13 protein-coding genes are annotated in these 14,040 nt (G+C 65.1%); 2 read left to right on the top strand and 11 right to left on the bottom strand.

The features are described 5' to 3' along the window. Positions 1-19: 19 nt before the first annotated feature. Positions 20-1,030 (top strand): biotin synthase BioB, encoded by a 1,011-nt coding sequence (gene bioB / locus C4901_RS01095; RefSeq protein ID WP_110135751.1) that lies wholly within the window; start codon positions 20-22, stop codon positions 1,028-1,030. Here bioB and hrpB read toward each other — a convergent pair. From hrpB to C4901_RS01055, 8 genes are read right to left on the bottom strand one after another with little or no spacing between them, the layout of a single operon-like run. Further along, on the bottom strand, positions 936-3,407 hold the full coding sequence (gene hrpB, locus C4901_RS01090) for an ATP-dependent helicase HrpB (RefSeq protein WP_110135750.1): 2,472 nt from the start codon (positions 3,405-3,407) through the stop codon (positions 936-938). The two genes, bioB and hrpB, sit on opposite strands and share 95 nt — an antisense overlap. After that, entirely contained in the window at positions 3,404-4,318 is a 915-nt protein-coding gene (locus tag C4901_RS01085) for a polysaccharide deacetylase family protein (protein ID WP_110135749.1), read from the bottom strand. The genes hrpB and C4901_RS01085 overlap by 4 nt, the downstream gene beginning before the upstream one ends. A gap of 4 nt (positions 4,319-4,322) precedes the next feature. Continuing rightward, complete coding sequence (locus tag C4901_RS01080; protein ID WP_110135748.1) at positions 4,323-5,357, bottom strand: bifunctional UDP-4-keto-pentose/UDP-xylose synthase; 1,035 nt, start codon at positions 5,355-5,357, stop codon at positions 4,323-4,325. Positions 5,358-5,395: 38 nt separating this feature from the next. Further along, positions 5,396-6,313 carry a formyltransferase gene (locus C4901_RS01075; protein WP_110135747.1) on the bottom strand — a complete coding sequence of 306 codons (918 nt, stop codon included), beginning with the start codon at positions 6,311-6,313 and terminating at the stop codon, positions 5,396-5,398. Further along, positions 6,303-7,244 carry a glycosyltransferase gene (locus C4901_RS01070; protein WP_110135746.1) on the bottom strand — a complete coding sequence of 314 codons (942 nt, stop codon included), beginning with the start codon at positions 7,242-7,244 and terminating at the stop codon, positions 6,303-6,305. The genes C4901_RS01075 and C4901_RS01070 overlap by 11 nt, the downstream gene beginning before the upstream one ends. 3 nt (positions 7,245-7,247) lie before the next feature. Next, a complete protein-coding gene (locus C4901_RS01065; RefSeq protein ID WP_110135745.1) occupies positions 7,248-8,414 on the bottom strand; it encodes a DegT/DnrJ/EryC1/StrS aminotransferase family protein in 1,167 nt (388 codons plus the stop codon). 1 nt (position 8,415) lies between these two features. Continuing rightward, positions 8,416-8,781 carry an EamA family transporter gene (locus C4901_RS01060; protein ID WP_110135744.1) on the bottom strand — a complete coding sequence of 122 codons (366 nt, stop codon included), beginning with the start codon at positions 8,779-8,781 and terminating at the stop codon, positions 8,416-8,418. A gap of 2 nt (positions 8,782-8,783) precedes the next feature. Continuing rightward, a complete protein-coding gene (locus tag C4901_RS01055) occupies positions 8,784-10,460 on the bottom strand; it encodes a phospholipid carrier-dependent glycosyltransferase (protein WP_168185466.1) in 1,677 nt (558 codons plus the stop codon). A 160-nt stretch (positions 10,461-10,620) separates the two neighbouring features. Here C4901_RS01055 and C4901_RS01050 point away from each other — a divergent pair, with 160 nt between their 5' ends. After that, positions 10,621-11,073 carry a c-type cytochrome gene (locus C4901_RS01050; RefSeq protein ID WP_145960577.1) on the top strand — a complete coding sequence of 151 codons (453 nt, stop codon included), beginning with the start codon at positions 10,621-10,623 and terminating at the stop codon, positions 11,071-11,073. Here the strand turns inward: C4901_RS01050 and C4901_RS01045 are convergent. The 3 genes from C4901_RS01045 to C4901_RS01035 form a co-directional block, all read right to left on the bottom strand. Then, positions 11,070-11,594: a metallophosphoesterase gene (locus tag C4901_RS01045; RefSeq protein WP_110135741.1), complete on the bottom strand. Its 525-nt coding sequence runs from the start codon at positions 11,592-11,594 to the stop codon at positions 11,070-11,072. The genes C4901_RS01050 and C4901_RS01045 overlap by 4 nt on opposite strands. Before the next feature lie 115 nt (positions 11,595-11,709). Continuing rightward, positions 11,710-13,758, bottom strand: coding sequence for a sodium-translocating pyrophosphatase (locus C4901_RS01040; protein ID WP_110135740.1), 2,049 nt, complete (start codon positions 13,756-13,758; stop codon positions 11,710-11,712). 65 nt (positions 13,759-13,823) lie between these two features. Further along, positions 13,824-14,039 carry a hypothetical protein gene (locus tag C4901_RS01035; protein ID WP_110135739.1) on the bottom strand — a complete coding sequence of 72 codons (216 nt, stop codon included), beginning with the start codon at positions 14,037-14,039 and terminating at the stop codon, positions 13,824-13,826. Between the last annotated feature and the right edge of the window lies 1 nt (position 14,040).

The following is a 14,040-nucleotide window of genomic DNA, read 5'->3' as shown; positions in this document are numbered from 1 at the left end:
GTGGGCACGAGGAGGAGCCATGACCCACACAACGCACGCCGTCGAAGACCTTTTTGCCCGCGCCTTTTTTGATCTTCTGTTCGAGGCCCATACCGTCCACAGGCGCCACTTCGACGCCAACGAGATCCAGATCAGCACGCTGCTCTCGATCAAGACCGGTGGCTGTCCGGAGGATTGCGGATACTGCCCGCAGTCGCGGCGTCATGAGACGGGTGTTCAGGACGAGACCTTGCTCGGTATCGACGAGGTGCTGGCGGCCGCGCGCCGCGCCAAGGCCGGCGGGGCCGGACGCTTCTGCATGGGGGCGGCATGGCGTGGTCCCAAGGAGCGCGACCTAAAGCGCGTGACGGAGATGATCGCCGCGATCCGCGGCCTGGGGCTCGAGACCTGCGCGACGCTCGGGCTTTTGCGCGAGGGTCAGGCCGAGCAGCTGGCCGAGGCCGGACTCGATTATTACAACCATAACCTTGATACCAGCCCGGAATTCTATAAAGAGGTGATAGGGACGCGCACGTACGACGACCGCCTGGAGACGCTCGCGCGGGTGCGCAAGGCCGGTCTCAAGGTGTGCTGCGGGGGGATAGTAGGCATGGGGGAGACGCGCCACGACCGCGCCGGACTCATCGCCCAGCTCGCGGCGCTCGATCCGCCGCCGGAGAGCGTGCCGATCAATCTTTTGGTGCGCGTGCCAGGGACACCGCTTGGGGATGAACCGAGCCTGGAGCCCTTCGAGTTCGTGCGCACCATCGCCGTGGCACGCATCTGTCTGCCGGCGAGCCGCGTACGCATCGCCGCGGGTCGCGAAGGCATGAGCGAGGAGTTGCAGGCCCTGTGTTACTTCGCGGGCGCCAATTCGATCTTCGCGGGCGACGTGCTGCTCACCACGCCAAACCCCAAGGTCGCCGCCGATCAGGCATTGTTTGCCAAGCTCGGCCTCAAGACCTCCTCTTGTGCGGGCGATAGGGCGGCACAGACAGCGGATCGAGCGGCCACTCATGACGCGGGTAGCGGGCCGCGAGCGCGCGCCTGAGCCCGGGATAGGCGCCCCGCCAGAAGCCCTGGAGGTCGGAGGTCACCTGCACCGGCCGGCGCGCGGGCGAAAGCAGCTCCACCGTGACCGCCACGCGGCCGGCACCGAGCCTGGGCGTCTCGGTCATCCCCAAGAACTCCTGCAGGGGGGCGGCGAGCACGGGGGGGCCACCCTCGGTATAGCGGAGCGGATAAGAACGGCCGGAGCGCAGCGGCACCGAGGCCGGCGCCAGACGGTCGATCTCGTATTGTTGGGCGGGTGAGAGCAGTCCATGACGCAACCCGCGGGCGACGTCCACGGACACCGCGGCAGTCTTGCCGCGGGGCGCGATGACCGCCGCCGAAAGCCACTGGGCATGGCAGACGAGCGCGGCATCGCTGACATCGGGCCAACCCTCCCGGGATGGCAAGGACCTAAGCCATGCGAGACGCGCGCGCAGAGCCGACGCCTCCTCGGTCCACGGGAGCGCGGCAAGACCCGTGCGTCGCACCGCGGCCTCCAGGGCCCCCGGGAAATCCGCGTCCGGGGGGACGGCGCAGGGGAGTGCCTGCAGCCGGATGTCACCCAGACACCGCTCCTTGTACGCGGCAAAGGCATGCGCGCGCTCATCCCAACGCACGCACAGGCGCTCGATGGCCGATCGCTGGGCGTCGTCCCACAGCGATCCGGAGAGGGGCACCGCCAGGCGGATCCACGGACCCTCGGCGGTCTCCTCGACGATCAGTGCCAGGAGCGCCTCGTGGCGACTCAAGGGGTCGGCAAGCGCAAGGCGCGAGCGTGGGCCGCAGGCGAGCTTGAAGATCGCGGTCTCGCCGCTCTCCACGCGCAGAGCGACGCGATCGCCGTAGACCGGCAGAAGAAGCCGCGCCATCTCTTCATCATTTGCGCCCTCACCGTTCCAGGCCGGCACACGCGCGCGCGAAGCGAGACGGCGCATGCGCCGGGCGGCCGCCGAGTCCGGATGCGCCCGCAACCACGCGAGCCGGGTGGCGAGCGCAACGTCATCGCGATCACGAACCGTGTCACGCTCGTCTACGACCGCCGCCACGGCACACACCAACGGGCGGTGCGCGGGCGCGGCGCGGGCGAGGGCCGCGCCCAGGCGCGGACTAAACCCATGATCCACGGTACGGCGACCGGCGGCCGTGATCGTGCCGTCCGAGGCGACAAGCCCGAGCTCGTGGAGCCGCCGGCGCGCGGCCGCGAAGGCCGCGGACGGAGGAGGCGTAAGCCAATGCAGGCCGGCGGGGTCCGGCGTACCCCAGGCGGCAAGATCGAGCGCCAACGCGCTGAGATCGGCCTGCTCGATCTCCGGGCGCGCGAAACGGGGTCGGCCACGCTGCTCTTCCCGGGTCCATAGCCGCAGGCAATGACCAGGGCGCACGCGTCCCGCGCGCCCGGCGCGCTGGTCGGCGATATCCTGGCTCGCCGGGGACGTGACGAGGCGCGAAAAGCCGTTGGCATGATCGAAACAGGCGGTCCGGACAAGGCCCGCGTCCACGACGCCGTCGACGCGCGGCAATGTGATGCTGCTCTGTGCGACCGCGCTTGCGAGGATCACGCGCCGCGGCCCCTCGCACTCCCGCACCAAGTCCTGCTCGGCGCCCGACATCGCGCCGTGGAGGCGGCGAAGCGCAATACCCATGGCCGCCATATCGCCTTCCAGCGCGCGCTCGCAGTGCACGATCTCGCGCATGCCCGGCAGAAACACCAGCACATCGCCGCGGGTGACGGCGAGGACGCGCAGCACGCCATCGCGCACGAGCCGGTCGAGGCGCAAGCCGGCGATCTTCGGGAGATAGTCGATGGCCACGGGGAATTGCCGTCCCTGCGATTCCACGAGAGGGGCATCCGGAAAATACCGGGTGAACGCGGTATCGGAGAGCGTGGCCGACATGAGCAGGACACGCAGATCGGGACGCAGGCCCGACTGGATATCGCGAACCAGGGCCAGACCCAGGTCCGTCGCCAGATGCCGCTCATGCACCTCGTCGAAGATCACAAGTCCGGTGTCGGCAAGCTCGGGATCGCGCTGCAGGCGGCGCGTCAACACACCCTCGGTCATGACCTCGATGCGCGTCGCCTCCGAGACCGCGGTCTCGGTGCCGGTGCGATAACCGATGGTGCCGCCGGGACGCTCGCGGATGACAGAGGCCATCCATTCACAGGCCAGACGCGCCGCGAGCCTGCGCGGCTCGAGCATGAGGATCTTGCGCGAGCCGAGGACCGGAAGATCCAGCAGCGCGGGAGGTATGGCGGTGGTCTTGCCGCTGCCGGTCGGCGCCGACAGGAGCACCACGCCATGGTCCGATAACACCGCCCGGAGATCGCCGATGCAGGCGGCGACCGGCAATGCGTCGAGCCCGGGGGGCGTCACGCGATGGCGCCGCCTTGAACCGCGAGCCGTCCCGAGCGCCCATCGATCTCGCCTTGGACAAGCTCATTCACCGGCACCGCATCGGGCCGCGCCAATACCGTCTGGGCCACCCCCGCCAGTGTGAGGAACTGCACGCGCATGGATACCGCGCGCGTCAGGAACTCGCGGAACCATTCCAGTTTGACCAGGCCCTCGATCTCGGCATGGACGGTCATCACGTTGACCGCATTGCGGTGCAGCAGGGAAAAATAGTGCGTGGCTAGCAGCTCGTCGGGAAAATCGGGACGGCCCATGAGTTCATCGAGGGTCGGAAGGGTGGTGGGGATCTGGAGCGTGCGAAAGCGCTGGCCGCCGGCGGCGGGGAAAAACGGCGCGTGGCCGCGCGTGTCGCTGGCATAGGCGAGCCCCGCCTCGTCGTAGACCGCGAGGCTCTGCGCGTCCGCCTGCCAGCCGGCGGCGGCCGCCGCGGTGGCCGGGGCCCCGAAGATCCGCGCGAATTCCGTGCGCGCCCGGCCAAACTCCGCGCGCACCTCGGCAAGACGCATGCGATGGAGACCGTCTTGCCAGCGGATGTGGTCATAGCAATGGATGCCGACCTCGTGACCGGCGTTGCGGATCGCGCGCATGACATCGCCATGGCGCCGGCCGATATGCGGGCCCGGCCACAATACTCCGTTCAACAACGTGCGCATGCCGTAGGTGCCGATGACGCTCGTGCGTCTGACCTTTTTCAGGAACCCGGGACGAAAGACCCGCCGCAAGGCCCGCCCGGTATTGTCCGGACCCAGGGAGAAGAAAAAGGTCGCGCGTATCCCGAGTTCATCAAAGACCCGCGCCAAGGCCGGGACACCGAGGCGCGTACCGCGCTCGGTGTCCACGTCGACCTTTACGGCAATGATGATGTCGGGCATTCCCTTATTGCAGTTCCTGAGACGGGCGCCCGAGATGGTAGTCCAGGGTCTTCTTCAAGGCAGTGGCGAGATCGGTGCGCGGCTCCCAGCCGAGATGATTGCGGGCATTCTCGATCGAGGGCACGCGCGTCAGGATATCCTGATAGCCCTCGCCGTAATACTCCTTCGAGTTGACCGCCACGACCTTCACCTGATCGGCCAACGCGGCATACCGGGGATAGGACCGGACCAGGGTCACGAGCGCGTCCGCGAGCTCCTTGATGGAGCAATCGTTGGCCGGGTTGCCGATGTTGAAGATGCGGCCGTCGGCGCAGCCGTCACGGTTTTCAATGATGCGCAGCAGGGCGTCGACACCGTCGTCGATATACGTAAAGCTGCGTCTCTGATTACCGCCGTCGACGAGCTGGATATCCTTGCCCCGCAGGATGTTGCCGAGAAACTGGGTGAGGACCCGCGAACTCCCTTCCTTGGGCTCCAGGATGTTGTCGAGCTTGGGTCCGATCCAGTTGAAGGGGCGGAACAGGGTAAAGGGCAGGCCTTCCTTGCCATAGGCATAGATAACGCGGTCCATGAGCTGCTTCGAGCAGGAATAAATCCAGCGCTGCTTGTGGATGGGACCGAGCACCAGATGGCTCGTCTCCTCGTTGAAGGGGGTATCGGCGCTCATGCCGTAGACCTCGGACGTCGAGGGGAACAGCACGCGGCGCTTATAACGCACGCACTTGCGCACGATATCGAGATTGGCCTCGAAATCCAGCTCGAAGACCCGCAGGGGGTCTGTGACATAGGTGGCGGGCGTGGCGATGGCCACCAACGGCAGCACGACATCGCACTTCTTGATGTGATATTCGATCCACTCGCGATTGACCGTGATATCACCCTCCACGAAATGAAAGCGCGGATTGCCCAGGCAGGCCTCGAGCTTGTCGTTATTCATGTCCATGCCATAGACCTCCCAGTCCTTTTGCTCGAGGATGGCCTGGGTCAGACTGTTACCTATGAATCCGTTCACTCCTAGAATCAGGACTTTTAAGGCCATTATGCTTCTCCAAGATGATGGCGGGGCACCGGCTGCGATCAGCCGACGCGCTCCCCAATGATGAAATCCCGGCGTCCGGGGGCGTCCGGCTCGGCCCATTCGAGCCTGTCCACCCGAAACCCCCCATCGCGGGTCGCCACGATGAGCGGCGCCACGGAGACGACACACCCCGCGGGCTTGCGATCCTCGGCGGCGAGCGCCACCGGCTGGCCCCACCAGACCCGAAAGCGCGCCCCTCGCAGCGCGCTGAAGGCCCCGGGATAGGGCTCGGTGAGCGCGCGCACGAAATTGAAGACCGAGACCGCGTCACGATCCCAGTCTATGCGCCCGTCCTCCGGCCCCCTGCCGCGAAAGGTCGTCGCCCGGCCCTCATCCTGGGGACGGCGCGGCGCACGCCCGGCGATGACGGCGTCGTGGCTGCGCGCAAGCACCGTGACCGCTGCCTCCGTCACCTTTAGAAACACGTCGCGGGCGGTGTCGTCGGGCTCGATAGGACAGGCCTCCTGGTCGACTATATCACCGGCATCGGCGCGCGCGACCATATGATGGAGGGTGGCGCCGGTCTCCTGTTCGCCATGGATGATCGCCCAATTGATCGGCACGCGCCCACGGTACCGCGGCAATAGCGATCCATGCATATTGAAGGCGCCATGGCGCGGGATCGCGAGAATCTCGCGCGGAATCATGTTTCGGTAATAGAACGAGTAGAGCACATCCGGACGCCATTCGGAAATCCGCGCGACGATCGCCGGGTCTTTCAGGGATGAAGGGGTGAGAACCGGCACGCCGGCGTCGCGCGCAAGACCGGCGACCGATCGAAACCAGATCCGCTCGCGCGCATCATCCTCGTGGCTAAAGACCGCCGGGATATGGACACCGCGTGAGAGCAGCCACTCGAGGCAGCGGTAGCCGACCTCGTGATAACCAAAGACGATAACCCGTGCGCTACTGGTCATCGAGGGCCTGAACGACCTCGCGGATCACGAAACGCGGGCGTTTGCGGACCTCGAGATAGATCCGGCCGATATACTCGCCGATGATCCCGAGGCCGAAGATCCCGAGTCCCACGAGGAAATACATGATGCCAAACAGCGTGAAGACGCCCTGGACCTCGGGTCCGATGAAGATGCGCTGCAAAAGAAGATAGATCACGAGGATGGCGCTCAAAAGCGACACCGCGAAACCGAGCATGGTGAAGACCTGCAGCGGTACCAGCGAAAAGCCGGTCATGAGATCGAAGTTCAACCGCAGAAGGTTGTAGATATGATACTTCGAATGGCCGGCGGCGCGTGGCGCATGGGACACCTCGATCTCGGTCGGATTGGCCGCGAAGCTGTAGGCAAGCGCCGGGATGAAGGTGGAGACCTCACCGCTCGTCGCGATACTGTCGACGATGTGCCGCCGGTAGGCGCGCAACATGCACCCCTGGTCGCGCATCTCGATGCGCGTGATGCGCGCCCGTATCATATTGATGAGGCGCGAGGCATTGCGCCTAAACCAGGTATCCTGGCGGTCGCGCCGGTAACCACCGACGACATCGAAGCCCTGCTCGATCTTCTCGATGAGGCGCGGGATATCCTCGGGCGGGTTCTGGAGGTCGGCATCCAGGGTCACGATGATATCGCCACGCACGTACTCGAAGGCCGCCATGATGGCCATATGCTGGCCGAAGTTGCCGTTGAAATCGATCACCCGCACCTGCTCGGGGCGCTGCGCGTGGAGTTCCCGCAAGATCTCGCCGGAGCGATCGGCGCTGCCGTCGTTTGTGAACACGATCTCGTAGGGCCGTCCCATGGCATCCAGCACCGCCACGAGGCGTTCAAAGAGCGGCTCTAGGTTCTCCTCCTCGTTAAAAACGGGGACCACCGCGCTCACATACGGACGCATGGCTCAGGCCCGGGCAAAGACGTCGCTCATGGCCGCAATCACGCGGTCCTGATCGGCGTCGGTCATGGTGGGAAACAACGGCAGGCTCACGATGCGCTCGGAGATGCTTTCGGCGCGCGGGAAATCGCCGAGCCGATAACCATAGCGGTCCCGATAGTAAGGATAGAGATGGGCCGCGCGGTAATGAATGGCCGTGCCGATATTGCGCGCCTTCATCTCGGCCATGAAGCGCTCGCGATCCATGCCCGCGGCCTCGACGTTCAAAAGCGGCGCAAAGAGATGCCAGGCGGGGCGATGATCATAGCGCGGCGCGGCCGGCAGCTCCCATTGCGGCCAGTCGGCGAGCCGCTTGCGGTAACACTCGGCAAGCTCTGTGCGGCGCCGAATGAAGCCCTCGAGGGCCGGGAGCTGGTGCAGGCCGAGCGCCGCCTGCATGTCCATCATGTTGTATTTGAACCCGGGCGCTATGATCTCGTAGTGCGCGGACCCCTGCTTGCCGAAGCGATTCCAGGCCTCCCTGTCCATCCCGTGAAAACGCGCCAGGGCGACGTCCGCGGCCAGGCCCTCATCGGATGTGATGACGGCCCCGCCTTCACCGGTCGTGATGTTCTTGTTGGGATGAAAACTGAACACCTGGGTGTCGCCGAAGGCGCCGATGCGCCGACTCTTGTATTCGGCCCCTATGGCATGCGCGGCGTCTTCAATCACCCGCAGGCCATGCCGCTGGGCCAACGCATACAAGGGATCGAGATCCACGGGCACCCCGGCGAAATGGACCGGCACGATGGCGCGCGTGCGCGGGGTGATGGCCGCCTCGATGCGCCCGACGTCGATGTTATAGCCATCACGCTCGACGTCGACGAGCACCGGCCGGCCGCCGGCGATGACGATGGTGTTCAACGTCGCGGCAAAGGTCATGGGGGAGGTGATCACCTCCTCGCCCGGGACCAGACGCAGGGCGGCGAGCGTAAGATGCAGACCGGCGGTCGCCGATGACAAGGCGAGCGCAAAGGCCCCACCCGTATAGGCCTTGAGGGCCTCCTCGAACTGCTTGACCCGGGGGCCGGTGGTAATCCAGCCCGACCGCAGACAGGCTACGACCTCGGCAATTGCTTCCTCGCTCAAGGTCGGGCGCGAGAAGGGGAGAAAATCGCCCTCGAAATCGCTCATGTCAGCTCCTTGTGATGAGGTAAGTGCCGAGAATGATGACGCCGATCCCGGCGAGCCGTACCGGCGTGAGCGCCTCCTGAAAGAGATAGTAGGCCGCCACCGCGTTCATGATATAGCCAAGGCTCAGCATGGGGTAGGCGAAGCTGACCTGGACGCGCGAGAGCACCAATAGCCAGATCACGAAGCTTATAACATAGATCACAAGCCCCGCGAACACGAACGGGTTGAACGCGATGCGCAGACCGATGGGGATGACATTGGCCCAGTCGAAGGTGAAGTAGCCAATGCGCCGCATCCCCTCCTTCAATACGAGCTGGGCCGCGGCGTTCAGGAATACGCCGAACAGGATGAGCGGCAGATAGCGCATGGTCAGGGGGCCTTGTTGCCGACAACGACATTGAAGGCGTTCTGCGCCACCATGTACATGCGGATGCCGCGCTGACGCAGACGCTCATAGGTCTGGCGGCTTGTCACCATGTAGACCGTGCGACCGCTGTTCCACTGCCGCCAGAACGCCGGGCCGCGCATGATCCAGGGGGTCTTTTCGAGGGTTGTGCCGTAACCGAGTTCGCCTTTGTAGTTCACCACCTCGACGCGGCGGCGCAGGTAGAACGGCACATCCTGGTAGTACCAGCCGTAACACGCGACGATCGCGTGGGGGGTGAGGCGCGGACGCAGCTTCAAGACCAAGGTCTTGACCGTGCGCGTATCGAGATAGGGCGCGGAGGCATTGACGCCGAGCAGAAAGACACTGAAGCCTACGACCAGCACGACGACCCCCGCGGCGAAACCCCGCCTAAGACCGGCCCAGGCACTGGCGATGGCGGTCAAGGCCAGGCTGGCGCCAAGCAGCGCCATGGCGATCGCCATGGTGTGCGGCTCGAGACTCGGTCGCGTCGCCGGGACGATGAAGGCGGCGGCGGCACCGAGCGCCGTGCCAACGGGCGCGATCGCGTAAAATGCCCATCGGTCGCCACGTCCAAGGGCCTTATCCCAGCGGTCATCGAGATAGCGGCCGATGAGGATGGCGAGCGGCGGGAACACCGGCAGGATGTAGGGGACGAGCTTGGAGTCGGACGCCGAGAAGAAGACGAATATGGAGACCACCCAGATCACGAGCAGCAGGGTCTCGGCGTGACGACGACGGTCGCGCCAGGCAAAGCCCAGATGGAACCGCGCGGTCTGGACGATGAAGGCGGTCCACGGCAGGATCCCCGCGAGGAGCACCGGCAGGAAATACCAGAACGGCTGATAGCGGTGCGCGACGTCGGTGAGGTAACGCTCGAAGTGCTGGCGCACGAAGTAGTAGTGCAGGAAAGTGGGGTGCCTCAACTGCATCAAGATATGCCAGGGCGCGGCCACGAGGAAAAACAGCGCGAAGCTGCTCACCAGATACATGCGCTTTAGGATCGGCCAGTCCCAGAGGGCGATGATCCAGAGACCAATGGCCATCATCGGGAATACGATGCCGATCAGGCCCTTGGTGAGCGTCGCCAACGCCGCCCACAGAAAGGCCGCCCACATCCCCAGGCGCCGCGTCCGGCCGGGCGGGGCGCGGTTTGCCAGCATGAAGGTGAAGAGGCTCAAGGAGAGGAGCACCGAGACGGTCATGTCGAGCGTGACGACATGCCCCATCCCGAAATAAAGCAGCGAGGTCGCAAGGACCATGGCCGACAACAGGCCGGTGCGCCGGTTGTAGAGTGCCCGGCCGGTGATATAGACCGCCACGCAGCCCAGTACCGCGAAGAAGGCGGTCCAGAAACGCATGGACCACTGGCCGAGGCCAAACAGGTGGATGGAGACGGTCTGCAGCCAATAAAAAAGCGGCGGTTTCTCGAAATACAGCACGCCATCGAGTCGCGGCGTGATGTAGTGGCCGCTCGCAACCATCTCCCGCGGAATCTCCGAGTAACGCGCCTCGTCGGGCACACCGAGCTCGCGGGTTCCCAGCATGAAGCCAAAGAACAGCGCCGCCACGGACGTGACGAGGGCGATATCGGGCAGCCAGCGGGGGTTTGGACGGGTGGTATCGGGTGTCGAAGACATGGCGGACGGCATTTGGAGTTGCGCGGCAGGGTAGCACATATGGGTCACATAAGGCAGACGGGGCGGGCGGACCTTTTCCGCTGATATCGGGGCGGTTGCGCCGTTTATCGGCGTTCGCTACGCTAGAGGCCTCAAAAAAACCGATGGATGGAGCCTTAAAATGAATCAACCCCGCATAAGGATACTAGTGGGCGTGATCGCCCTGGGACTGGCCACGACCGCCTTCGCATCCCCCGCTTCTGTCGCCCTGTCGCAGGCCGTCAAGAAAGGGGCGCACATCTTCAATACCGACAGCTTCGGCGGCCACGAGCCAAGCTTCCATGGACGACACACCACCTGCTCCAGCTGTCATATCGATGGCGGGCGCGTCATGGGCCGCCTGCCCAACGGCAAGCGCATCCCGAGCCTCGTCAATGCCGCCGCCATCTTTCCGCGCTACAGCCCGAAGTTGCATAAGGTGATCACCCTGGAGACCCAGATCCGCCACTGCGTCGCTAACGGCCTCATGGGTCATCCGCCCGCTTACGGCAGCCAGACGATGGCCGACCTCGTGAGCTATCTCGGTTCGCTCGCGCACGGTCAGCGCGTCATGATCGGCGGCAAGCCGCGCTAACGCGGCTTGGGCGGCGGCACCTCACGAATGGCAAAGGACATCTGCTCGAGATCCGCCATGACATAGGTGGCCGCCGCCCCCACGCCCCCCACGGTCCCGGGATTCACCATGGCGGTCCTGCCGCCCTTCACGTTGGGGACCGATTTGACCTCGGCCACATGATCATGGCCGCAGCAGACGATATCCCAGTCGCCGGTGCACGCAAGCGCATAGGCATAGTGCGGATAATGCACGAGGAACACCCGCCGCCCGGCCAGCCCGATGTCGGCATCCTGTCCGTAGTAACGCACGAAGGTCTCGGATTCCTGGCCCAACCGCGACATATGGAAGGTGTCGCCGGCGTTGTTCCCGTGGATCGCGTGGATGGGCAGGGCATGGCGGCGCAGGGTGCGCAGGGTACTCGGGGCGACGATGTCGCCACAATGGAGCACGGCCTCGGCCCCGAGGGACTTGGCCTCGGCTACGGCGGCGTTCAGGAGTTCGCGATTGTCGTGGCTGTCGGAGACGATGCAGATCTTCATGCGCGCAGTCTAGCAATTTCCGCAGACGCCGACATCTCGATACGGGCGGCGCCGCGAACGGGGACGCCGGCAAAGAGCCCCGGGGGCGCGGAGTCGCCCCCGGGGGGATTGCGGGTTACAGGTGGAGCAGTGGTACCAGCAACAGCGCGACGATGTTGATGATCTTGATCATCGGGTTGACCGCCGGCCCCGCCGTGTCCTTGTACGGGTCGCCGACCGTGTCGCCGGTCACCGCCGCCTTGTGGGCCTCCGAACCCTTGCCCCCGAAGTGATTGTCCTCGATGTACTTCTTGGCATTGTCCCAGGCGCCACCGCCGGTGGTCATGGAGATCGCCACGAAAAGCCCCGTGACGATGGTGCCCATCAGGACCCCGCCCAGGGCCTGGGCGCCGAGCACTACCCCGACCACGACCGGCACCAAGACCGGCAGCAGCGAGGGGATGATCATCTCCCGGATCGCGGCCTTAGTGAGCATGTCGACTGCGCGCGAATAGTCGGGTCGTGCCGTGCCCTCCATGATGCCCGCGATCTCCTTGAACTGGCGGCGCACCTCGACGACCACCGCGCCCGCCGCCCGGCCCACGGCCTCCATGGCCATGGCGCCGAAGAGGTAGGGGATGAGGCCACCAAGGAACAGGCCGATGATCACCATGTGGTTGGAGAGGTCGAAGGTCACGACGTGGCCCGTGCGCGCCTCCAGCTCATGCGTGAAGTCGGAGAAAAGCACGAGCGCCGCAAGCCCCGCCGATCCGATGGCGTAACCCTTGGTGACGGCCTTGGTGGTGTTGCCGACCGCATCGAGCGGATCGGTCACGGCGCGTACCGCCGGCGGGAGATTGGCCATCTCGGCGATGCCGCCGGCATTGTCGGTGATCGGACCATAGGCATCGAGCGCGATGATCATGCCGGCCAGCGACAGCATGGCGCTGGCGGCGACCGCTATGCCGTAGAGCCCGGCGAGGTGATAGGCAAGACCTATGCCGGCGCAGATCACGAGCACCGGGGCGGCGGTTGCCTTCATGGACACCGCGAGCCCGGCGATGACGTTCGTGCCGTGACCGGTCGTGGAGGCCTGGGCGATATAGCGCACCGGCGCGTATTCCGTCGCCGTATAGTACTCGGTAATGACCACGAGCAGGCCCGTGACCAGAAGCCCGGTCAATGCCGAGTAGTAAATGTCGCTGACCGTGAGCGGTGTGCCGACCCCCGCATGGGCGGCGATGCCGTGCATGAGCCAGCGCGTGACGGGATAGAAAAGCGCGGCGGCAATGACACCGGTGACGATGAGGCCACGGTACAGGGCGTTCATGATCTTGCCGCCCGCGCGCGCCCTCACAAACCACGTGCCGATGATCGAGGCGACTATGGAGGCGGCACCCAGGGCCAGCGGATAGATCAAGGCCCCATGAAAGCCCGGGAAATCCAGATGACCGAGCAGCAAGGTGGCGACCACGGTGACGGCGTAGGTCTCGAAGAGATCCGCGGCCATGCCCGCGCAATCGCCCACGTTATCCCCGACATTGTCGGCGATGACCGCGGGATTGCGCGGGTCATCCTCGGGTATGCCGGCCTCGACCTTGCCGACGAGATCGGCGCCGACATCGGCCCCTTTGGTGAAGATGCCGCCCCCTAAGCGCGCGAAGATCGAGATCAGAGAACCGCCGAAGGCGAGCCCCACGAGCGGCGAGACGTCTATATGGCCGGAGGCGGGCGCGAGCGCGCGCAAGACGGCGAAATAGCCGGTCACCCCCAAAAGACCGAGGCCGACCACCAAAAGCCCGGTAATCGCCCCGCCCCGAAAGGCCACGCGCAACGCGGCATTGATCCCGCCCGAGGCGGCGGCCGCCGTGCGCACATTCGAGCGCACCGAGACGTTCATGCCGATATAACCGGCCAGTCCGGACAGGATGGCGCCGATCGCAAAGCCTATGGCCGTAAGATGCTGCAGGAAGACGAAGATCAGGATGAAGAGTATGATGCCGACCAGTCCGATCGTGCGGTACTGGCGATTCAGATAGGCCTTGGCACCCTCCTGGATGGCATGCGCAATCTCCACCATACGCGCCGTGCCGGTCGGCTGCTTCATGACCCACAGAATGGAAACTCCCCCGTAAAATAACGCCAACAGGGCACAAACGAACACGACCGCAAGATCGACAGACATGCTATGGCTCCCCTAGGATGGTAACTGAAAAATCGTGCACGGCCTGGGGTGGGCGCCTGTTCATATTATGACTTCTTCAGCGCCAACCCTCCCTCGAACCGGGTCCCCGGCTCGAACCCAAAAACGCGGTCCAACCCGACTTCGCGGATCAAGCCGTCGACCGCGGCCTGCCCATGCTCCCGGAAGACCTCCGAGAGTATGAGCTTGGCCGCATTTCCGTTATAAAAGCCCCCGAACCCAGCTTGCACCTGCAAGAGCTCGCGGGCCTTGTCAATTGTCATG

Source organism: Acidiferrobacter sp. SPIII_3 (genome assembly GCF_003184265.1).
In the GTDB taxonomy this organism is placed as follows: Bacteria; Pseudomonadota; Gammaproteobacteria; order Acidiferrobacterales; family Acidiferrobacteraceae; genus Acidiferrobacter.
The sequence above is the reverse complement of the archived record's forward strand: the minus strand, read 5'-3'. Positions and strand labels throughout refer to the sequence as shown.